This is a genomic window from Flammeovirga yaeyamensis (assembly GCF_018736045.1).
GTDB lineage: Bacteria > Bacteroidota > Bacteroidia > Cytophagales > Flammeovirgaceae > Flammeovirga > Flammeovirga yaeyamensis.
In genome coordinates, this window is record NZ_CP076132.1 from 3,423,806 (window position 1) to 3,448,661 (window position 24,856).

The window sequence follows — 24,856 nt, forward strand, 5'->3', positions numbered from 1 at the left end:
AATTGATTTATTGCAACTGCTTGAAATGTATTGCTTGACCACCACCAGAGTTCATCTGAATAAGAAGTGCTTCTTCCGAAGTAACATTCTTTTCTAGAATCTCATATTTCTTTGGATTGTTCAAGTAAGTGGTACCTTGTGCATCCGTGTAGATTGTGGCTTTGTATAATTTATTTGGTTCTAAGAAGTCTAAACTTACGCTTACCGCTCTACCTGTTTCATCAGTAGCAGCACCAATAAACCATTCATCTCCTGCTCTTCTTGCTGTAATTGCATATTCTCCAATTTGACCAGAAAGCATTTTACTTTCATCCCAATCTGCTGTTGATGTTTCTAAGAATTTGAAAGCAGCTAGGTCTTTCTCATAATTCTCTACTAAATCAGCCGCCATTTGTAATGGGCTATAAAGAATAATTGATAATGCCATTTGTTTCACTAAAGTAGTATGTACTCTAGCTTCGTTCATGATTTCTGCTGTTGTATTCCAAGCTACTCTATTTGGTGAGTTCTCGTATTTTACATCAAAAATACCCGGTGTATAATCAATTGGTCCACCTAACATTCTAGTGAAAGGTAAGATTAATGTGTGCTTAGGAGGGTTACCATCTGACCATCCGTTCCATTCCATACCTCTAACACCTTCACGTGTCATCATGTTTGGCCATGTTCTACGTATACCTGTTGGTTTGATTGGTTCGTGAGCATCCAACATAATTTTATGTTTTGCTGCTTTCTCAACAACTCTACGGTAATGATTTACCATAAACTGACCGTGATGATGCTCTCCTCTTGGGAAGATACCACCTGCATAACCTGTTTTCAAAGCATTGATACCTAAATCCTCATAAAGATTAAATGCTTCATCCATATACTTTTCATAAGATGGGATATCACCACCTGTTTCGTTATGCATAATTAAAGCAACACCATTATCTTTAGCGTATTTAGCTACTTCATTTAAGTCATAACCTTTTGCCGGAGTAATGTGATCAAAAGCATCTTTCTGACCCCATTTATCCCAACCTGAGTTCCAACCTTCAACCACTACACCACCGATGTTATGGTTAGCGGCAAAATCAATATATTTCTTTGCTGCTTCTGTTGTAGCACCTTGTCTTGGACCTTCTTTCCATTCTTTTGTACCAATATGGAATTCCCACCAAATACCTAAGTATTGCATAGGTTTAATCCAAGAAGTATCTTCAATTTTGTTCGGTTCATTTAGGTTGATAATCAAGTTTGAATTCACAAGATCTTGTGCTTGTCTACCCACTTGAATCGTTCTCCAAGGTGTTACCGAAGGAGCTGATGTCCTTACTTTATCACCATTTGCCCAAGGAACTAATACCGATTCGTACGTATATTTTTGTTTCTCATCTAGCTTCAATGTCATACCAGCATAATCTGTCAATGCTGCCTCATGAAGACTGATATAGTAATTTTCTTTTGTCTTGAAAGTAACTGGAGTAGCTACCCAAGAAGCTGAATCAACATTAGTATGATTGTATAATTTTTCGTAAGTATCATAATCAGCCCAAATCCACCATGTATCATGATTTCCTGAAAGTTGGAACTGAGTCTTCTCGTTGATGATTACAAAATCATTTAAGTTCTTTTGTTCTGGGAACTCATAACGGAAACCAACTCCATCATCAAATACTCTGAAAACTACATCTAAACGTCTTTCCAAGCCGTCTTTTTCTTGTAGCTTCACTCTTAGTTCACTATGATGATCTTTCACTGTTTTATTTTCACCCCACGGTTGTTGCCAAGTTTCATTGAAAGTGGTTCTCAACTCTCCAACAATCTTAAAGTTTTTATCCAATGCAGGCTGATCTTTCAGTTCGAAGCCTAGGTAAGACTTTTTTATTATCGGTTCCCCTGCCCAGGTCACTTGATACCAAGCTTCACCATCAGAGTTTGTGGAAACTTCTACTGCTAACTTTTCATCCGGCGAGGTCACCACTAAATAATTTGGTGTGCAGGAGAAAGATAAGATAGTTAAAATGAGTAATACAGATAACTTTAAACGCATCATTATTTATTTATAATTTATTGTAGCTCAACAAAAACAGGTAAGTGATCAGAAGGGAATCTTTGATTTTTTGCCTCTATGATATGTGCATATCTCAATACTTTAAAATAACCATAAGTAAAGACAAAATCAATATGAGAATCCAGTGGACTGTTGTAATCGAAACCTTGCCAGGTACCCACAGGTCCAAGTGGGTTAGTTAGTGAAATCTCACGAGTATTCTGATAATAATCACTTAAGATTTTAATCGGTTCTGCTTGAGGTTCCGTATTAAAATCTCCCATTAAAACTACGGGATATTTTCCTTGTTCTGAAAGTTCTTGAGACTTCTTAATTAAAAGTTTAGAAGAATTAACTCTTGCCTCATCTCCTTCGTGATCATAGTGACAATTCATAACTAAAATAGTACGTTTTGTCGACTTACTTTTAAGCTTCGCCCAAGTACAAATTCTTGGTAATGCTGCATCCCAACCACTAGAAGGTTCATCAGGAGTTTCTGATAACCAAAAGGTGCCACTATCCAATAATTTAAATTCTTTTGTATTAAAGAAAATAGGAGAAAATTCACCTGCCTTTTTTCCATCATCACGACCCACACCAACTTGTGTCATTTGTGGTAACCTTTCCTTTAGGTCATTTAACTGTCCTTCTAGCACCTCTTGTGCACCGAATACATCTACTTCATAGAATTTTACGATATCTGCTACCCAATCTTTCCTATTAGGCCAAGCATTTTCTTTATCATGAGGTGTATTATATCGAATATTAAACGACATATACTTTAGGCTGTTGTTTTGAGCAAACCCGCTCAAAACTGTACAAAAGAATAGAATTGTTGTTAGTAACTTTTTCATTTGATTATTTAGTCTTTTAACGCTTTCCAATGTGGTGCTTTCATTCCGCCAAGATCAAAAATGGCAAAACCTTTCGATCCTCCCTTTTTAGCCAATTTTATGGCTTTCTTAGTATCTTCTACACTCTTTAAATCTGGAGTATAAAGACCAGTGATCACAGGTTTATTAATTTTCTGCTTAGATGATTTCACACCTTGTTCAGTGGCAAACTTCACCCATTCTATTGGTTCTTCGTAGAAACCATTATAGACCATTGGGAATACCATATCTAGTTTGAAATCGTCCCAAGATTGGCGACAAATTTTTCTTGCTAATTCTGGATATGGGAACACAGCTGCCGATAATAACTTACCTTCTTTGTGTACCTCATCATAGATTCTATTTACTAAGTGAGTTACAGAATCGTATCTAAATTGTCTCCATTCTTCTGATTGTGTCGGATCTTCCATTTTTCTGATATCCTGACCCGATTCATTTAAGAATTTATCTCGACATGTATCACAATAACAGAAGTCGTATTCAGGATATTCTTTGTCTTGAACAATTCCATAAAGAGGTTGTAAAGACGATGCTAGAATAACATCAGAATATCTAACATAATCTAAATGTACCCCTTTAACTCCTTCAATTTTAGCTAAAGAAACGGCTTGTTTGATAATGTGTTCTTGGACTTCTTCTTTCGAAGGACATACCCATTGGTAATAATCTACATATGGGTGATAATCGTAACACGATCTTCCATCACCACTTACAGTGTACCAATCGGGATGTTTTTTTGCTTCTTTATCACCATTTCTATTTAAGGTCCACATCCAGGCATGCATCTCTATATTTCTTTTTTTCAACAAAGGATACATTTTTTTGAAAGTGCTTTCGCTTCCCCCTAATAAAACAGCTTCAATATCTATTTCAACTAACTTGTCTAATTTTTCCTCCCATTGTGCATTTGTCCAATCATCGTGTGCATGTAACCACATCCAACGCTTAGGTAGTTTTGTTGATTTTCCCATGACAGGTAACCCCATCATGACCCCTGTTGTTGTTAGCCCTGCTAGTTTTAAAAATTCTCTTTTATTCATTTCTGTAGTATGGTTAAGTTTCTTCTTGTTTAGAAGATGATATTTATTCTTTAATTATTTCGCCCTTACTGTCTTGATTGACCATAAGAGTAGTCTTTACTTGTGGTAATTCCAATACCACATGATACCCATGCGGGATAGGAATGATATAAGGTTGTACTGTTTTCCCTTTGAAAGTAAAAGCATCTGTAAACTTAAGTTCTTCTAAAGAATCAGCATATTTTTTATGGGCTTTTTTATAGACTTTTTGTGCTCTATATACATCATAAAGTTGTCTATATAAACGCTCTACTTCCGTTTCTTTTACTTCTGTATTCTTTGTTTGACCTACCTTATTTTTGGTAAACTCTAAATATCCCCACTGTTCCGGCATATGCATATTGATCTTACCTTGAGGAGACCATACCCAATTGTACTCTGGATAAGGGCGACCTGTGTCTGGGTTGATTTTCTTTACATATTCACCATCCTTGACCTCATGTTGCCATTCTACTCTTGAGAAGTTTATTCTCCATCTTTTACCTTCTTCAGGATAAATAAGATGATATTTTTCTTGAGACAATACGTCTAATGGAAAGGCAATTTCTAATGTCCACTTCTCGTCAACATCAGTTGGATCGTTGAGTGTGCCGAACATTTTAACGCCTGTTTTTAATCCTTTGATGTGCCATGAATTCATGTTCCCTCCTCCATCTCTATAAGGCTTAGGCATCATCATATCCCAAACCGTGTTTAGAAGGTTCATTTCGAATTCGTAATAAATAGGTGATGTTGGGATAGGGTTAATAAACACCTCAAAATCATTGTCCAAATAGATGACCGTATCGCGAGTAGTTAACGTACTCCACAAATGTGGTTCTTCCATTTCGGCTGCAATATATAGATAGTTCTCGTCCCAAAGCATTTTTGTTCTGGTGGCGTACTTGGGCATTGGCATATGATCACCTTCAATATCTACATACAAATCCGTCCACTCTGCTTTTTCCCAATCTGCCTCATCAATTGCCCCGTCTACATTTATAGGTTGGTTCGCTTGATAGCATAGATAACTTTTAGGTGTAGGCAAGACTTGTCCAAATGACTGAACATAAAGAAAGACAAGTGCTAGGGACAAAAAAACTTTTTTTAATCTCATTTATTCAATTGGTCGTTGATGGTAATAATTTTCTAATCACTTTAGTGTTTAGAAAGTCAACTATCACCAACCCACAATATTCATCGTGGGCTAATGATAACTTCAATTTATATTTTTGATTTCAACACCTCAGGATACTCCTGATAAGTCTTAAATACTAATTCTCCGAATAATGTATTTGCCCAAGCAAACCATGATCGTGTAAATTTCTCTGGATTATCTTTATGAAACGACTCATGCATAAAACCTGTTCCAGCATGTGTTTCTTTCAATTTAGAAAGGCACCACTTAATCTCCTCCGCATCATTTGATGTTAACCCTTTCTGAATAATCGACATTGGCCAAACATAATCCAAACCAACGTGAGGTCCGCCAATACCTTCGAATTTTCCTTTAAAGAAATAAGGATTGTCTTCACTCCATACAAACTTTCTTGTAGCGACATAAAGCGGATCATCAGCATCAATACAGTCTAGGTAAGGCAAGGCTAATAAACTTGGCACATTGGCATCGTCCATACAATATTGGTTTCCGTAACCGTCTACCTCAAATGGAATCATTTTACCATAATCCAAGTGATCTTTAACGGCATATTTAGCCAAAGCCGCTTTCACTTCCTCAGCTAAATCAGCACACTCTTTTGCAAAAGAAGTATCGCCAATCACGTTAGTATAAATATCTACTAACTGATTTAAAGATGCTACTGCAAAGTAATTGGAAGGAATTAGGAAAGGAAATACTGTAGAGTCATCAGAGGGTCTGAAAGAAGACACGATGAGTCCACAAGGCTTGATAGAAGCACCTGCTCCCCAATTGGCCAAAGTATCTTCGTGCTTACTTGTTGTTCTAAAGAAAGTGTAAGGTCCGACTCCATCTTTACGTTGTTGTTCTTTGAAAGTCTTCAAGATCAGCTTTGCTGATTTTTGCCAGTTTTCATCAAAAATTGAAGCATCGCCAGTTGTTTTCCAGTAGCCATTAGCTAAACGAACCGCATAACATAATGAGTCAATTTCCCATTTACGCTCGTGGGTTCCTGGTTTCATATCTGTATGATCTGTTTTAGACCATTTCGACATCACTGTTTCATCTTTTTCGAACGAGTTGGCGTAAGGATCTAGTTGAATACAGTCCGCTTGACGATTCACTAAACCTTTGATCATTGTCTTCAGGTTTTTATCGTCGTTTGCTAGAGGAAGGTAAGGCCAAACCTGAGCAGTAGAATCTCTCAACCACATGGCAGGGATATCGCCTGTAATAACAAACGTATCTGGTCTCCCATTTTTTTTTGTAAATTCAATGGTGGTATCTAAAGTATTTGGATAGCAATTCTCGAACATCCAGCGTAATTCTGGATCTACAATTTTCTTTGCTACTTTTTTGATCACTTTCTCCACCGCTTCAGAAGTAAAATTTCTATCTGAAACTGCCGGACGCTGTGATGTAAATTCTTTGTTGAATAGTGTAGATGCTACAGCTTGGCTTCCTGTTATAACCATACCTGTAGATAGTAAACCTGTAGTTTTAATAAAATCTCTTCTTCGCATCTCATTTTAGTTTGTAGTTTTCGAAGTTTAGGCTACCCGAAAACGATAAGTAATAATAATTATGATTAAGAAACTCGATTTAATGCAGTTATTATATATTTTTTTGATTGTATTTTCTCCGTATTGGTCAATCGATAGTTAAAAGGACGATTCACGTAATTTGTGATAACAAGATAGTTAGTTAATAGAGAATAACACTGCAGATTTTCAATTATTATGAGTTTTAAAATAGTTTAAGAAATACCTCATAATAACGTACTAAACAAACGAAATTATGAGGTATTAATACTATCTTTTATTTGATGTTATTTAGACATTTCACCAATAACTTTTCTTCTAAATCTTTGGCAGTAAAGTCTGTTCTTTCAACAACAATTTTTCTTGATTCACCTGCTTGAAGATGGAAGTAATTATCTGTAAAGTGGATCACCTCTTTTCCTTCGATGCTTAAGGCAACACTTTCTGCAAAAACATCAGAAGAAACTTCTACGATGAGTTGACCTCCCTCTTTTATCACTTTAGTAGATACCGTAGCAGGAAGTAACTTCTGTACTTTTGGCTTCACAAAGAAAGCATAGTTATCAGTTAGTAATTGACCTTTCTGATCTTTCACTTTTAGATATAAATAACTTCCTCTTTTTAATGAATTCGATGGAATCTTACCAAAGTATTTTGATACTTTTTCATCGATTGATGTGATCACTCCATTACTTTCTAAAGTTGTTTTCACTTCTTTTTGAGCGATGACATCACCTTTAAAGTTTTTCCATTCTACCTCTAAAGTGACTGGTATTTCTTTCCACTCATCGTTCACCAACTTCACTTCGATCTTATTATCTGATAAATCCGTGACAATCAATTGTGGTCTGAAGGATCTTTGTACTGAATAATGCAAGGCTTTCCATTCCCCATAATAATCGATAGACGACCAAGAAGCGGCTGGCCAGCAATCGTCTAATTGCCAGTACAACGTACCCATACAGTAAGGCATATTGCTACGGTGGGCTTCAAAACCTTGACGCATTCCGTCGGCTTGGAGTAACATTCCCACATACACAAAGTCTTCGAAATTTTTAGGTACATTAAAGTCTCTTTCCATGTAGACTTTAATTAAACCGTTACCCGTATAACTCTTTTGGTGGGTATTCATCACATCTGTTTCCAATCCCCAGTCCTCTTCGATCGTAAATTTCTTAATCGACTCAAAAGATGGGAACGACTGGAAACCATACTCACTCATAAAACGAGGAACGTATTCCTTAAAGCTTTCGAAAGGATTTTTACCGTGCCATACTCCCCAATAGTGATTGTCACCAATAGAGAAATCTTTAATATCTCCCCAATTGGAAATGGGTGATGAAGGATAATAGAAACGATTTGGATCTAACTCTCCTACTACTTTTGGTAATAATTTATTGAATAATTTATCGTAGTCATCCGTTAGCTTGTCTTGCACTTCTTGACTCCAACCATAAGAATCTTGCCATCCCCAATTGTCCCAAGCCACACCAACTTCGTTGTTACCACACCAAAGTGCTAAAGATGGTCTATTTCTCAAACGCTTGATATTGTAAGTCGCTTCTTCTTCTACTTTTCTCAAGAAATCTTTATCGCCAGGATACATCGTACAAGCAAACATAAAATCTTGCCATACTAATAATCCTTTCTCGTCGCATTGATCGTAGAAGTAATCGCTTTCGTAGATACCTCCACCCCAAATTCTCACCATATTCATATGGGCATCGAGCATACTTTTGATCATCCAATCGTAACGATCCTGAGTAACCGATGGCAAGAAGCTATCTTGAGGAATGTAATTTACTCCTTTCATGAATACCGGCTGACCATTGACTTTTAAATAGAAACTCTCTCCTAAGCTGTCGGGTTCATTAATCAATTCAACGGTTCTCAAACCTACTTTATTCAATTGTTGATCGACCAATTTTCCATCAATAAGTACTTGAGTAGTGATATTATATCTTTTTTGATCACCCAATCCATTTGGCCACCATCTTTCAGGTTGGGTAATACTTGATGATAAATCAACTTTATTTTCTCCTTCTTTTAGTTCAATTTCTTTTACTTCTGAAGTGAAATGTTCATCATCTGTAATTAGTCTTACTTTAGCTTTGCCCGCTTTAGCAGCATGGATAGTTACAGTCGTATTTAATTCAGCCAAAGCATCATTTAGTGATGTTTGCTGAATATGAATGTCTTCGATCTTCGCTTTGTTCCAAATAATCACATTGATAGGTCTCCAAATACCTGAAGTCACAAATCTTGGTCCCCAATCCCATCCAAAAGAATAAGGTGCTTTACGAGAATAAATAGAGAATTTCTCTGCCCTTGCATCATTATCTGCAGGGTATTCAAAACCCGCCTGATCTCTAAGTGGTTTTGTTACTTTAATAGGCGAGTGAAAATAAACTTTTAGTGTATTTCCTTTTTGTTTGATCAAGGAAGAAATATCTGTTTCATAGCCCACAAACATATTGTCTGAAGATAAAATTTTCTCTCCGTTCAATAGCACATCTGCATATGTATCTAAACCTTCAAATTGTAATGCAAAATTATTATCGTTGATATTTTCTGGAGCATCAAAAGTAGTTTCGTACGTCCAGTCTTCTTCTTCAATCCACTGAAGTTTCTTTTCGTTTTCACGATAAAAAGGGTCTTCGATTAATTTGTTATCGAATAAATCGGTATGTACTGTACCTGGAACTGTAGCAGGGTATTTAGTTTGTTTCCCTACTTGTTGGAAAGTCCAATCCGAAGCTAAAGGATAGCTTTTTTTCGTTAGTTCGTTCTCTTTCCAATTGTCTGAACAACCTGTAAGTAACAGGGTGAGGAAAGCTAGTATTGTAGTAATTTTATTCATTTGGTTATCATTTAACTCCGTTTGTTTCGAAACCCTTTTATATGCGTTGAGGTTGTCTCATTTTTCAATAGTACTTTATCGCAGGCCCAGGAATAAATTCCTGGGTTTACGATATAGTATATCTTAATGGTTGACAACCTTTAAATTTAATATTCTTGGATTAGTATTGACTAATTCAATTCACCAAAGAAATAAGCCGATACAAACCAGAAGTTTTGGTGGTCTCCTTCCAATTTTTGAGCTGTTGGCATAGATACCGTCAGCTTATGATCGCCCGAGATATTTTCAACTGGGATAATCGTTGGAGGAACATCAGAACCTGGACACCAATTTGATCTAGAATAATCGGATGAAGCAATAGGTTCTTCCACCATCTTTTCCTCATATTTTCCTTTTTCCCAATTGATGTAGGATGCTTTTCTCTTGTTTAACCAAACCCCTGTTGTTGGGTTGAATCGACGGAATGTTGCACAATCCGTTCTCCAAGGTACAAAGCTATATAATTTCTGATCGTCTAATTTGATGATGTTTTCTGTCTGAACAAACTCGTCACCACCACTATGTCCACCATGACCTGTTGTAATATAGGCTAAGTTTACATTCTTAGTATTTGATGGAATATTGACAGTTGTTCCTACATCTGCTCTTTGGAATTTATCACATCCTTTTTGAGGAGGAATATATCTCACAGTGTTTAAAACAGGAGAAACCCAACGTTTCTTAGCAGGCTCATAAGCATTTTCTGACTCATCAAAATGAAGCTTTACATCTACATTGTATCCTTCTTTGGTCCAAGTATCAATATGTACACCTACAATAATTTCTCCTTCTAATAAAGGAATCAATTGAGTGATATCTTGTTTCCAAACGGCTTTCTTTGCCCATCCATCAACATAAGACGGCATTCTATGAGGATACGTTACAGTATCTTCAGAATAGAAACCAACTCCAAAAGGTGTCATGAAACGCATCAACTCAACTGCAGGTTGGTAATCGCCTTCCGCAATAATTCCAGGAAACTCATCTGTTTCGTCTGCATCGTCTGTATGTGCTAACTTAAATTCGCCTTTAGCTACTGATAGAAGGTTGGCTCCTTTTGCCGGCATCACAAAGACTGAACCTGATTTATCCCAACGGTCACCAGCAGAAGTTTCTTCTACTACAATGGTAACCTTCGTTTCTCTTTCGAACTTTGGTATCGTTAGCTTTTTCAGCATAATTCTACCCGATTCGATATAAAATGCATCTGTATCACTTTCCTTAATCCCATCTTTATTTAAATCAGGACTGAAGAATAGATGTTCATTATCAAATACATGATACGTTTTACTGCCAATAGAAGGAATTTCTTTTGGCCCACAGCTCATTACAAAAGCTGCTAAAATTAGAGAGGTAATAAATTTAAGTTTCATTTTGATGCTATTTGATCAAGTCTATTTAGTTAATTCATTTCTGAGATTAGAAACCACTTGCTCACATGTAATACTTCTTTGGTATTCCGAATCAAGGTTTTCTTTACTCATTGCTACATTCTCATTCTTAAACTTCATCGCACTATCAATTACTTTTGATGCCGAAGAATGAACAGCTGTAACGCCTGTTTTTTCTACTATCTCTTTTACATTGGTTGGTAAAACACCTGACCCTGCCATGATTTCAATACGGCCATCAGCTAAATCAACCAACTCTTTTAATATCTTCATCCCTTCTGGGGCAGTCATTCGTTGTCCAGAAGTCAGTACTCTATCCACTCCTAAAGCAATTAAATCTTCTAATGATCTATTGGTATCTTTAGTCATATCAAAAGCTCTGTGAAAAGTGACTTGCATTGGTTTTGCGGCATCTACAAGTGGTTGACATCTCTCAACATCAATTTCTCCATCTGCTGTAAGTGCTCCAATAACAACACCATTCATACCTAATTCTTTAGCTAGCTTTACATCTTCCAACATTTCTTCAAACTCTAAATCAGTAAAAAAGAAATCTCCACCTCTTGGGCGAATAATTGGAAAAATATCAATAGTTACTTTTTCTCTAGCCACTTTCATTGTGCCTTTGCTTGGTGTCGTGCCACCTTCTAATCTACCTCCACATAATTCCACACGGTCTGCTCCTCCTTTTTGGGCGTTAATTGCTGAATCTACAGTGTATGCACAAATTTCTAACGTCGTTTTCATTTTTGTTTTCAATAGTTGGGTTGTTGCAAACCCAACTTCACTCCGTCTGAGTTCATGGATTTTGCAACTACCCTCATTTAAAAGTCCTCGCTTCTTATTTATAATTTATTCGATGGCGGTGGTGTATTTACACCTAGTGTTCTGTTTGGGGTATTTGACATTACTAATTCTAATGTTCCACCGGCCATGATTTCTTTATGGTTAATATATAAACGATCTAATTTCTCTCCGTTGAGAGTAATTGAATCGATGTAGATATTCTCTTTTGAAGTGTTTTTCGCTATTACAGTAAAAGTATTACCATTTGATGTTTCAATTTCTGCTTCATCAAATAATGGCGATCCGATAACATATACTCCTTGAGCAGGGTTTACAGGATAGAAACCTAAAGCACTGAATACGTACCATGCAGAGATTTGTCCACAATCTTCGTTTCCGGCAATACCTTCTGGAGTGTTATCGTACTGAGTTTCCATAATCTCACGTACTTTCTCTTGGGTTTTCCAAGGTGTTCCAGCATAATTGTACATGTAGGCAATATGATGTGACGGCTCGTTACCATGAGCATACTGACCAATTAATCCTGTGATATCTGGAGAAACATTCGCGCCTGTTAATTCTGATGAAGCAGTAAACAATTCATCTAACTTAGCTACAAATGCTTCTTTAGATGGGTACAAATCGATTAAACCTTGTACATCTTGTAATACAAACCAAGAGTGTTGATAAGCATTTCCTTCTGTGTAATCCGTATCCTCTCTATGATTAGCTTCTGCAGGATCAAACGGTGTGCGGTACTCACCTTTTGTGTTTAAACCTCTCATAAACTCCGTTTCTTTATCGAATAAAGGTTTATACCCTTCCGATCTCTTCATGTAGGTTTTGTATGCTTTTTCATCGCCTACTTTTTTAGCGACTTGAGCAATACACCAATCATCATAAGCATACTCTAAAGTTTTTGTTACTGATTCTTCTCCTTTATCAAAAGGAATAAATCCGTATTCTCTGTATGCTTTTAAGTCTCTTTGATCTTGCATTGATGTTACTTTCATCGCATGCAATACTTTTTCAGCATCAATTCCTTTGATATCTTTTAAAACAGCATCCGCCAAGATTGGCATAGAGTGATAACCCGTCATACAATTGTTTTCTTGTCCGGCTAACACCCAAATTGGAAGTGTTCCTGTAGCATCAAAATGCTCTAGCATGGTATTGATGAAATCTGCATTTCTTTTTTCCGATTCAATAATCGTAGAAAGTGGATGCACTGCTCTAAAAGTATCCCAAAGTGAGAAAGTACTGTAATAAGTATATCCTTCTGCTTTCTCTACTTTTTGATCTGCTGACCAGTAATTTCCTTCTATATCTGAATGAGTTACAGGAGCAATTTTAGAGTGATATAAAGCAGTGTAGAAAATTTCTCTTGCTTTTTTATCTGTTGTCTTGATTTTAATTTGCTCTAATGCTTCTTCCCAAATATTTGATGCTGCAATTCTTTTCTGGTCAAAATCAAATCCTTTACCTTCTTTCTTCACAGCCATAGCTGCTCCTTTTTGTGAAGCTGAAGAAATACCAACGGCTGCAGTAATCTGACCTTGTCCGTCTGTTTTATCAAATGCAATTTGAGCCACTAAACGTGCGCCTGCTTTCTGCGTACGGATATCCACAATCTTTTGAGAGAATTTCATTTGGAAATACACTCTTTGATCAGGTGCCCATCCTGCAGAAAAACGATAACCCTCTACTGTGTAATCATCTACTTTCTTTAAATCTGTTTTCGTTACTCCATCCCAATTGACAGCGAAACCTAAGTTGATAATCATTGATGGCATTGTTGCTGTAGCAGGGTATGTCCATCTGTGGAATCCTGTATGTAAACCAGTAGTCATTTCTGCACGAATACCAGAATTTTCTAGTGTAACACCATAGTATCCTGGTGTAGCTAGTTCTGACTCATGAGAATATTTTTCTGTGTAAGACAGTTTAGTTCTATCTTGTTCTTTTGCGTTAAGTGTTTTCTTTTCGGCAGTAGGAATGATAATAATATCGTTCAAATCGCCAATACCTGTACCGCTAAGGTGCTGATGGCCGAAACCAACCACCAAAGAATCAGAAATATGGTAACCAGAAACCCAGTCCCATCCACTCACACCGTTCACCGGGCTACATTGTACACCTCCATAAGGTAATGTTGCGCCTGGGAAAGTATGACCATGTTCTCCTGTTCCAATAAAAGGATTTACGTAATCAACTAAGTGTAGATCAGTTGTTGTTGTTTGTTCTTGAGTAGATGTTGAACACGACATCAAAGATGCGCCCAAACATACCCATGTTGTGATTGATTTTATATGGCTTTTTAAAAACACGTTGCAATTATTTAGGTTGATCGTCGAACACTTTAAGTGTTTCTTATACGGCAAAAATAAGTAATATCAGTCTAAAACAAGCACTTAAATCGGCACAAACACGCATGAATTATCTTAATTATTGTAAACGTGCAACTTTTTACCTTAAAAAAGCAAAGCCCTTCTTAAAGAAGAGCTTCGCTGTATTTAATTCTAAGTAAAACTTAGTTTCCTTTATTTGAGTACCATTGTTTAATCGCAATAAAGTTAGTGCTTTCACCCACTCCCGCTCTTTGGCGTGTTATTGCATCATTTGAATTAGTTGCATTTACATTTAACTCTCTATTTGGATATGGGAAACGAGAAGGACGCACCCAGTTCGTTACCCCACCTCGATGTAAAGGTACTTCCTGAACCCCATTTTTAACTTGAGAATTGTCTAACAATGGATCATCTGCATATTTAGGAAGATCGTAGTTTCTATCTGCTGCTGGAACAACTGCAGGTACCATAGATGGTAAGTGCGTTCTGTTCCAAAGTGCGTAAGAATCATAACCATTTCCAGTCAATGCTATCCAATGTTCATAAACAACAACATCTCGTTTATCTGCAGCACTATTATATCGATTTACTGCAGCAGTTACATAATCTGTTTTAGCAGTGGCGAAATCATAGGCTGCATTCGTTTGACGTTTATATAAATCGATATACAAATCTCTAATATCTTCACCAGGGAATTTTACGGCATCATATTTTTCTAAAGCAAATTCAACCCCTCTCTGGAAAGCACCTGCATCAGAAATACCATATGCTGGAATTTCATTTGCTTCTGCAATCCAAAATTGTACTTCATCCGCTCCAATCACTATAGATGGTGATAATTGGTTAAAAGTTGCTGCATTTAAACCCGCGATGGTAATAAACTGACCTTCATTTCTAAACCAATACGGATGGTTCGGATCATCTTCAGCATCGCCCGGCACATTTTGATCTACCCAATAAGCGGCTTGTTGTGCTCCACCTTTTGCTTCGTTGAAAAACACTCCACGGTTACCGTCACCGTTATCACCTAAACGTACCCCTCTATAGTGTGCTTTTACAAAAAAGCCTTCGTCTCCAGCTTTTAAGAAAGGATCGAAATTAGTGTATTGAGTGGTATCAGTCATGGCTTTATTAACACCACCCGAGTTATCAAATTGAGAAACCAAACGGAAGATTCGTGGATCTTGATTATCCTGCATCGATTTCATCGCTATTTCAGAAATGTAAGGATAAGAGAAACCACCTACTTGTCCTTCAACAGCAATACCAGTACCGTTAACGTGGTCACCCCAAGGTCCACCTTCAGAAACGTGCTGTACATAAACTGCTTCAGACCAATTGGAAATATATCCACCTGCATTGTTAAAACCTTCTTTAAAGACTTCTGCACCTTTCGTTGGATCAGCTTCTGACATCATCAAACCAATTTTCATTAATAAAGAGTTGGCCAACTTGATGTATTTAGCGGTACCTGAAGTTCCAGAAGTATATAAATCATAGTTAATCAAATTATTATCATTTACTCCTTCTAATGCGGTTCTTGCTTTTTTCAAATCCTCTACCATGCTAGTCAGTACTTCCTCCTGAGTATCGTACTTCGGATAATAAAGTAATTCAGAAAAACCTTTTCCAGCTTCAGAATAGGGAACATCTCCATATAACTGAGTTACTCTAAGCGTGTTTACTACTCGTATGATTTCAAATTGAGCAACTTGCCCTTCTTTACCTCCTTCTGCTTCTAAACGATTAATACCGTCTGTAAGATTTCTGAAAACATCACCATAAATTAAATCAAAGGTTGGTGACGTGTGACCGTCATCCACACCAAAACCAATACCTGTTGAATATAGACAAGCTGTATTTTGAGCTAATGGGCCACTGACAATTAAATTTCCCCTCCACGCTTCTGCGCCACTTGAATACATTTTTAACTGACTAAAAGTCATTAAATGTTGTACATCAAGGTTATTCGACGTCCAAGGATTTGTATTGATTTCCTCGAAGTCATTCGTACAGCCATTTAATGCAATTACAGCTATAGCGATACTTAATATATATTTCTTTAAGTTCATTTTTCTTAAATTAATTAGAAGTTCATATTTAATTTAAAACCGAATGTTCTTGGTAAGGCAAGGTTAGATACCTCAACACCTTGACCATTCCCTGCTGTAAATGAAGCTTCCGGATCTATATTGTCTGTATTTCTCCACAAATAACCCACGTTAAATGCGTTAGCGGTTATCGATATATTTTTGAAAGGAGTTTGATCCATTAATGTTTGGGAGAATCTGTAGGTTAAAGAGATCTCTCTTAATTTGATAAATGAAGCATCATACATGTGGAATTCGTGAATACCAGCATAAGATGGATAATATAATTCTGGATCTACTGATTTAGTATAAGGTGTAGAAACTCCATTTTCATCCACTTGAACTAAGTTACCTGGATTCCATCCATCTCCGGTTCCCTGATCTCTATTCGCATAGTATTCGTCTCTACCTACCAAGGTATTCTCATGTTTACCTAAAGAATGTAGACTTGATTCTGTTGATGAGTAAATATCTCCACCAAACTTACCATCTAACAATATCGATAACGATATATTTTTATAAGTAAATGTGTTTCTAAAACCAGTCATCCAAGGTTGAACACCATTACCAATTTCGTGGTTACCATCTTGTTTTTGAATACGGCCATTATCATCAACAACTAAGTTGCCGTTAGCATCTCGTAATGCTTTTGAACCAACGATTGTTCCGTAAGGTTGGCCCGGAATTGCTTGAACAGAAACTCCGTTTACACCTAATAATTCAAAAAATTCTACTCCCTCAGTTAAAGAAACTACTTCATTTTGATTGTATGCAGCTGTGATCGTCATATCCCATACAAAGTTATCTTTCATAATCGGTTTGTAACCAAACATGAATTCCCAACCTTTATTATCAATTTGCCCGGCATTGATGATTGCTCTCTCATAACCTGATCCTTTTGAAATATCAACTGGTAAAATTTGATCAATTGATGAATTACTGTAATAAGCTACATCCAAATGGAAACGATCTTCGAAGAACCTTAAATCAACTCCAAACTCATAAGAAGTTTGAATTGATGGTCTTAATGTTCTATTTGGTATATTATTCCCCTCAATTCTACCAATGTTAATCCCATTATGGTTCCAAGGGTCTAAAGAGTATTGTAATGCTAGTTGATATGGATCGGTATCTGAACCTACCTGTGCAATGTTCGCTCTTACTTTACCAAACGACATCCAATCAGGTATAGTCCAATCCATATCAGAGAAGATCCAAGATACAGAAGCAGATGGATAAAAGAATGAATTATTGTTTAATGGCAATGTAGAAGACCAGTCATTACGTGCTGTTAAGTCTAAGAATAAATACCCTTTGTATCCAATTGAAGCCATGGCATATAATGAAGACATTGCTTTTTCTGTAGAAGAATACGATTGGAATACTTGGGAACCTGCTCCAGGGTTTTGGAAATCTGGAGAATTAAATTGTGAGGAACCCGTATCAGTATATTTATTAATAGTTCTGTAATAGGCTCCACCTGCGTTTGCGGTAACATCAAAATCTCCAAATTGTTTGTGGAACATGATAAGAAAATCTGAATTGGTCTCCATAGAAAGGTTGGTTCTTTGATACGCTCTACCTTGCTCAAACCAAGGAGTGTATAATGGTTGCAACACATCTTGACGGAAAGAGTTGTAATCAACCCCTGTTCTACCCATCAATTTTATCCAATCTGTAAATTCATAAGTGGCAGTTGCCATACCAATCACCCTATTTAGTTCATCTTCGTTGACCACTTCGTTCATGGTCCAATAAGGGTTGGTTTCTTTATCGTCATAACCAATAGGACGACCATTAGCAGATTTATAGTTTTTCAGCCAATTATGATCAATTGTAGTGGGTAAAGCCACCATCATACCCATGTAGTTATTTACAGAATTACCCATTTCCATACGGTTAAGGGCCTTTTGATTGACATAGGTCAACTTACCATCAATTTTTAATTTTTTTACCACTGTAGTGGATCCTCTTAGATTGAATGTATTCCTTTTATAAGTAGAATTATTCACCATTCCTTTATTGTCCATGTTCGAGTAAGAGAATCGAACATTAGAATTTTCGTTGGATCTATATGCTGAAACATTCGTATTCCAGGTCACCCCAGTTCTAAAGAAATCTTTATAGTTATTATCGAAAGCCGAGACTGTTCTTTCTTGACCATCGTAATAGGCTGAAGATCTTTGTCCCGTAATTCTTGGACCCCACATAGAGGTTTGGGCTTTTGGATTGGTCGGTTCATTACCTAAAGTACCCATGGCATATCGCGTTTGATCTTGTGGGGTAATTCCAACAAAATCAAAAGATGCACCAGTACTTAAATCAATTCCTGAGGCTCCTCCTTTTCCCGATTTTGTGGTAATTAAGATCACACCATTAATGGCTCTTGAACCATAAAGGGCTGTTGCAGAACCACCTTTTAATACTGACATTGACTCAATATCATCTGGGTTGATGGATGAAAGACCGTCGCCTGTATTTACATCTCCTCCATCTGAGTTATTACCAGCGTCCTTTACCGTTTCATTTAGAATAGGAACACCGTCTACTACATAGAGTGGTTGATTATTACGCCCTAATACTGCGTTACCACGAATGACTACTCTTGAAGAAGAACCAGCACCACCAATTGGAGCAATTTGAACACCAGCCACTTTACCAGATAAAGTATTCATCACATTACCAGTTGCTGAACCATCTCCAAGTTCGTCTGCCTTCACTTCTGAAGCAGCATATGATAATGATCTTTCTGACCTTTCAATACCCAAGGCAGTAACTACCACCTCATCAAGTTGTTCCGCATCTACCTCTAATGCAACATTTAAATTAGAGGCATTAGACGCATCCATTTCCATTGATTTGTAGCCTACAAAAGAGAAAACCAGAGCATTCTGACCTTCAGTTAATGTGAGAGAAAAGTTACCATCTAAGTCAGTTACAGTACCATTTGAAGTACCCTTGATTAAAACGTTTACACCGGGGAGCGGAGAGTTGTCTGCCGCATCTTTCACCGTACCAATTACTTTACGGTCTTGTGCATACGAGCTACTAAGTATACAAAGGAGTACACTCAATAACAGAAGTAAGTGTTTTTTCATAATTTGAAAAATGAATAGAATTTAGATTATGTGTGTGTATCTATTTAAGTAAACAGATAGTGTATTTAGATTAGATATAATTTATGGATAAACAGATGAATTTAAGTTTTGGGTTTTACTTTAGAATTAAAGTAATTAATGTTATTCTAGCTTTTATAGAGAGTGCATTTTCTTAACAGGATTACTTTAAAATTTAAGTCTAAATTTAATTTTAACTAAAATAAATTAAGCATTTAGTAAAAGTTCTTTTTTCCATATTTGATGCTATAAAAACATGATATTTTACAATAAATTGACTATCTTTTTTTATAAAAACTAAAAACCTTACTTCTTGATAATTAAGTTAGTATTCCGTTTTGCAAGAGATTATTAATTGATATACAGAAAAGAATATTTCCATTTCAACAGGCATTCTTGGAATTTTTTTGACAAAAAAAAAAGCGAAGTTCCTCGAAAGAAGAACTTCGCTTTTTATATAAGATATTATTTAAAATTATCTCTTGTTACTCCATTGTGGAACTGCGATAAAGTGAGTACCTCCACCAACTCCAGTCTCTGCTCTTTGTCTGTTAATTGCTTCTTCAGCGTTCGCACTGTTCGCATTTAACTCAGAACCTGGGTAAGGGAAACGGTAAGGACGAATACCACCAGTTGAACCACCAGTATGTAGTAAAACTTCATTTTCACCAATGATAGTTGCATCGTCGTTAGCCAACGGATCTTTATCAAATACAGGTAAATCGAAATTTCTTTGTGTCTCTGTAAGGTTTCTGTTGATGAACGAAGGTAAACCTGTTCTATTCACCAAAGCAAAAGCATTAATACAATCACCAGTTAAAGAAGCCCAGTGTTCAGTTACTACTACTTCTCTTTTACCTTGGCTATCTGCTGCGTTGTATCTTTGAATCACATCATCAACATAAGCTGATTTGTTTGCAGGATGATTGTAATCTGGATTAGTTTGTTTCTTGTAGATATCAACAAATGCTTCTTCTAAAGATCCTCCACCGAATCCAACTGCATCATATTTAGATAATGCTAATGTTACTGCGTTTCTCAAGTAAGTTTGACCTTCAGCTTCACTTACACCATAGCCTGGCAATAATGCCGCCTCAGCAATAAAGAAGTTTACTTCGTCTGCACCTAAGATAATTGTAGGAGCTGTAGCATTAAATACTTCCGGAGAAATACCAGCCAAAGTAATATATTGACCATTTTCAGCAATATCAAGTGTTCTGTTTGCCCAGAAATCAATTTGTTGATTACCTTCTGCACCGTCGACTTTATAGATAGATCTTGAACCTTCAGATGTAGAACCTAAACGAAGACCTCTAAAGTGAACTTTTTCAAACGTATTTGGCGTGTTGGTGTGTGCTTGTTTGAATGGATCGAAGTCTTTGTATACAGAAACATCTGTGAATGCTTCAGTTCTAGCGTTAGAATAATCCAAGTGACAAGCTAAACGGAAAATACGTGGATCGTGGTGCGATTGCATGTATTCCAACAACTCAGGAGAAAAATAGTTACCTGAGAAACCACCCACTAAAGAGTTGTTTGCTACACCATAACCATTCACTGTGTGACCCCAAGCACCACCTTCCATTGTGTGGTGAATTACTGGTGCTTCACTCCAAGCTGTGATGAAGTTTTTAGAACCGTAACCTTTAGCGAAAATTTCAGCACCTCTAGATGGATTGCTTTCAGACATCATTACACCAATTTTGATGTACAATGAGTTGATGATTTTCAAATAAAGATCTCTGTAAGGGATACCTACTCTGTACGCATCATCACTTGATAATTCATCTACTTTAGAAATTAAAGTTGCAGCTTCATCAAGATCTTTCACCATTAGCTCAAGAACATCTTCCTGACGGTCGTATGCTGGGTAATAAATACCTTCTGTATAACCTTTACCTGCTGTAGAGTAAGGGATATCACCGTATAACTGAGTGGCACGTAATTGGTTGATCACGTTTACTACAGAGAATCTACCATAATTAGCCATTGCTTCATCAGAACCATCATTTTTAAGACGGAACTTAGAATCTTCAATATTACGGATCATATCTCTATACAAGTTCTCAAAAAAGGCACCTGTATACTCACCATTTTCGCCAAATCCTGATCCTGTAGTGATGTAAGTTGAAGAGATACCAGACATAGGTCCAGTCATAATAATTGATGTTCTCCAACCCTCATGACCATTAGAATATGCTTTAGTCTGCGTAAATGGCAAGATGTGTTTGATATTTAAATCGTTACTTGTCCATGGGTTGTCATTCATTTCCTCAAATTTATGAGTACACCCAGTTCCAAACATTGTAGCTGCACTTAGTGAAGCGGCAATTAATATATTTTTAAGTTTCATTATTTCTTAGAAATTAGCGTTTAATTTGAAAGTGAAAGTTCTAGGCAATGCCATTGTAGAATTCTCAAGACCTTGTGCGTTACCTGTTGAGAATGAAGCTTCAGGATCGAAGTTTTCACTGTTTTTCCATAAGTAACCAACGTTAAAGGCAGATGCTGATACATTTACATTTTTGATGAAGATGTTTTGCATCCATTCTTGAGGTAATCTATAATTAATAGATACTTCTCTTAGTTTAATAAACGACGCATCGTAAACGAAATGGTCTGCTTTTGCTGAACCGTAGAATAATTCTGGATTTACATTTCCATTGAATCCTTCATAAATAGGGTTACCATTTTCATCGCTAATTGCGTTTCCACTATCGTCTGTTTTAGGAGTTACTAAACCACCAGGATTCCAGTGACCGTCTCCTTTGTTCCACTCATCTCTACCAACAACTGTATCTTTATGCTTACCATTTGAGTACATTGATGAGTTAGTAGATGAGTAGATATCACCACCAAACTTACCATCAATCAATACTGTTAATGAAAGGTTTTTGTAAGTAAATGTGTTTCTGATACCGGCCATCCAAGGTTGAACACCGTTACCAATAATTGAAGGAGTATCTTCTGCTTGAATAATACCTTCTTGGTTTACAACGATATTACCATTATCATCTCTTAGTGTTTTTCTAGCTACAATTGCACCGTATGCTTGACCTGGAATTGCTTGAATACTACCCGATTCATTTAGAGAGAAGAATTCAACACCTTCAGTTAATGAAACTACTTCGTTATAGTTATAAGCAGCATTTAAAGTAGCTGTCCAGTTGAAGTTTGACTTATCTAAAATCTTATAGTTCAATGCCATCTCCCAACCTTCGTTAAGGATCTCACCAGCGTTGATCATTACTTGAGCATAACCAGATGACTGTGAAATGTTTACTGGAAGAATTTGATCTACAGAAACTGATTTATAACGAGCTACATCAATTCCTAAACGATCATTGAACATTCTTAAGTCGATACCAAATTCTGTAGATGTTTGGATGGATGGTCTCAAGTTAGCGTTAGGGATCACATTGTTTCCAATCTCACCATAAATCAAGTTTCCTGGCATATTGAAACGGTGAATTTGATATTGCTGAGCCAATTGATATGGATCCGTATCAGAACCTACTTGAGCATAGTTTGCTCTAATTTTACCAAACGTCAACCATTCTGGCGTATCCCAATCCATGTCTGAGAAGATCCAAGTACCTGAGATCGATGGATAAAGGAAAGAGTTGTTGTTTAATGGAAGTGTAGAAGACCAGTCATTTCTTACTGATGCATCTAAGAATAAATATCCTTGGAAACCAACTGATGCAGTAGCATAAAGCGAGTTAATTGCTTTTTCATATGTACTCATGTCCATCAATACCGACTGACCTGCTGTAGGGTTTTGGAAATCTGGAGAAGCAAATGTTGACGATCCCACATCTTGAGAGTTTCTAAGAATGTGCATTTTAGAACCACCAGCATTTACATTAACATCAAACTTACCTATTTTCTTATTGTATGAAACTAAGAAGTCATAGTTTTGCTCCATTTCAGCGTAGTTTCTTTTGAAAGCACGACCATCACTGTTTAAAGCTGCACCCCAAGGGTCTAAAACATCTTGAGTATAATTGTTATAATCAATACCTGCACGACCTAAGATTTTCAAATCATCAGTAATCTTATAAGTCAATGAAGCCATACCATTAACTCTGTCCAAATTATCTTTGTTATAACCTTCTCTTAGGTTAAAGTAGATGTTTTGTCCTCTATCGTCATAACCATAAGATCTACCATTTTCATCTTTATGCTTATCGCTTAACCATTTTACTGAAGTTGTAGATGGCAAGCCCATTAAGAAGTTCATTGTAGAACCGTAACCACCACCGTTAATCAAACGGTTATAACCTTGAGTATTTGAATAACTAACTCTACCTTCTGCAGTTAATTTGTTCAAGATTTCAGTACTACCTTTGATAGAGAATGTATTTCTTTTGAAAGTTGACGTTTCAACCATTGCTTGGTTATCCATATTTGAATAAGACAAACGGATATTTGATTTATCGTTTGAAGCAAAAGCACTTACCGAAGTATTTGATGTAATACCTGTTCTATAAAAATCTTGGTAGTTATTGTAGTGTCTTAATTGCTTTGTGATTTGATCAGCTTCTGGCACACCAGAGTTGAAGTAATAAAATCTACTATCTTGGCCCATAATTTTTGGACCCCACATTCCTGTCGCGTTTTTAGCATCACCAGTAATATCGCCTAAAGTACCTTGACCATACATTTTTTGCTCATCTGGAGTAATACCCAAAACATCCAATGAAATTGATTGTGAAAAATCAACTCCTGTTTTTGAATCTTTTCCTGATTTTGTTGTGATCAAAATCACACCGTTGATTGCACGTGAACCATACAATGCCGTTGCTGAACCACCTTTAAGTACACTGATGTTTTCAATATCATCAGGGTTTAAAGAAGATAGACCATCACCTGAAGATACATCTCCATCATAACCATCACCACCATCTTTAAACGTAGAGTTAGACATTGGAACACCGTCAATTACATATAACGGCTGGTTATTACCACTTAAAACTGAAGTACCACGGATAACAACTCTTGAAGAAGAACCTGCACCGTTTGATGGAGCAATCTGAACACCAGCAACTTGACCTGCTAAAGAGTTCATCATGTTACCTGTTGCTGTTGCTGCATCCGCCATATCGTCTGCACTAACTCCTTGTACAGCATAACCTAACGAACGTTCTGAACGCTCAATACCTAAGGCTGTAACCACTACCTCATCTAATTGTTCTGCATCCACATTTAAGGAAACATTCAAATTTGTAGCGTTTGCAACATTAACTTCAGTTGATTGATAACCAACATAAGAAAATACAAGTGTTTGATTTTCAGCTACTGAAATTGAGAATTTACCATCTAAATTGGTCACACTACCGTGTGTGGTTCCTTTGATTAGTACGTTTACTCCTGGAATCGGAGAATTGTCATCTGCATCAACGACAGTACCCGTTACGACACGATCTTGAGCATACAATGTATTAAACACACTGAATAGTATGCTCAAAAACAAAAGTAAGTGTTTGTTCATGATTTGATTAATGAATAGAAATTAGATTTAATTAAATTAAAGAGGCCAATACTATTTAGAAGCTTGT

The 24,856-nt window shown here is 36.6% G+C and carries 13 protein-coding genes; all 13 read right to left on the bottom strand.

From position 1 onward, the window contains the following. Positions 1-7: 7 nt before the first annotated feature. The 13 genes from KMW28_RS13400 to KMW28_RS13460 all read right to left on the bottom strand — a co-directional run bounded on the left by KMW28_RS13400 (position 8) and on the right by KMW28_RS13460 (position 24,789). The gene (locus KMW28_RS13400; RefSeq protein ID WP_169666148.1) at positions 8-2,038 is read right to left on the bottom strand and encodes a glycoside hydrolase family 97 protein; all 2,031 of its coding nucleotides are present in this window, start codon (positions 2,036-2,038) and stop codon (positions 8-10) included. A gap of 14 nt (positions 2,039-2,052) precedes the next feature. Beyond that, complete coding sequence (locus tag KMW28_RS13405) at positions 2,053-2,889, bottom strand: endonuclease/exonuclease/phosphatase family protein (RefSeq protein WP_169666150.1); 837 nt, start codon at positions 2,887-2,889, stop codon at positions 2,053-2,055. Positions 2,890-2,897: 8 nt separating this feature from the next. Then, positions 2,898-3,968, bottom strand: coding sequence for a putative glycoside hydrolase (locus tag KMW28_RS13410; RefSeq protein ID WP_169666152.1), 1,071 nt, complete (start codon positions 3,966-3,968; stop codon positions 2,898-2,900). 43 nt (positions 3,969-4,011) lie between these two features. After that, the gene (locus KMW28_RS13415; RefSeq protein ID WP_169666154.1) at positions 4,012-5,103 is read right to left on the bottom strand and encodes a carbohydrate-binding family 9-like protein; all 1,092 of its coding nucleotides are present in this window, start codon (positions 5,101-5,103) and stop codon (positions 4,012-4,014) included. 107 nt (positions 5,104-5,210) lie between these two features. After that, positions 5,211-6,647: a glycoside hydrolase family 125 protein gene (locus KMW28_RS13420; RefSeq protein WP_169666156.1), complete on the bottom strand. Its 1,437-nt coding sequence runs from the start codon at positions 6,645-6,647 to the stop codon at positions 5,211-5,213. Positions 6,648-6,942: 295 nt separating this feature from the next. Further along, positions 6,943-9,525, bottom strand: a complete 2,583-nt coding sequence (locus tag KMW28_RS13425) for a beta-mannosidase (RefSeq protein ID WP_169666158.1) — start codon at positions 9,523-9,525, stop codon at positions 6,943-6,945. A 170-nt stretch (positions 9,526-9,695) separates the two neighbouring features. After that, a complete protein-coding gene (locus KMW28_RS13430; protein ID WP_169666160.1) occupies positions 9,696-10,937 on the bottom strand; it encodes a PNGase F N-terminal domain-containing protein in 1,242 nt (413 codons plus the stop codon). 21 nt (positions 10,938-10,958) lie between these two features. Then, positions 10,959-11,702 (bottom strand): copper homeostasis protein CutC, encoded by a 744-nt coding sequence (locus KMW28_RS13435; protein ID WP_066206022.1) that lies wholly within the window; start codon positions 11,700-11,702, stop codon positions 10,959-10,961. Between the two features lie 98 nt (positions 11,703-11,800). Next, positions 11,801-14,068 carry a GH92 family glycosyl hydrolase gene (locus KMW28_RS13440; protein ID WP_262899371.1) on the bottom strand — a complete coding sequence of 756 codons (2,268 nt, stop codon included), beginning with the start codon at positions 14,066-14,068 and terminating at the stop codon, positions 11,801-11,803. A gap of 203 nt (positions 14,069-14,271) precedes the next feature. Then, positions 14,272-16,161 (bottom strand): SusD/RagB family nutrient-binding outer membrane lipoprotein, encoded by a 1,890-nt coding sequence (locus KMW28_RS13445; RefSeq protein WP_169666164.1) that lies wholly within the window; start codon positions 16,159-16,161, stop codon positions 14,272-14,274. Positions 16,162-16,175: 14 nt separating this feature from the next. Next, complete coding sequence (locus tag KMW28_RS13450) at positions 16,176-19,277, bottom strand: SusC/RagA family TonB-linked outer membrane protein (protein WP_169666166.1); 3,102 nt, start codon at positions 19,275-19,277, stop codon at positions 16,176-16,178. A 493-nt stretch (positions 19,278-19,770) separates the two neighbouring features. Next, positions 19,771-21,648 carry a SusD/RagB family nutrient-binding outer membrane lipoprotein gene (locus KMW28_RS13455; RefSeq protein WP_169666168.1) on the bottom strand — a complete coding sequence of 626 codons (1,878 nt, stop codon included), beginning with the start codon at positions 21,646-21,648 and terminating at the stop codon, positions 19,771-19,773. A gap of 6 nt (positions 21,649-21,654) precedes the next feature. Beyond that, entirely contained in the window at positions 21,655-24,789 is a 3,135-nt protein-coding gene (locus KMW28_RS13460; protein WP_169666170.1) for a SusC/RagA family TonB-linked outer membrane protein, read from the bottom strand. Positions 24,790-24,856: the final 67 nt, after the last annotated feature.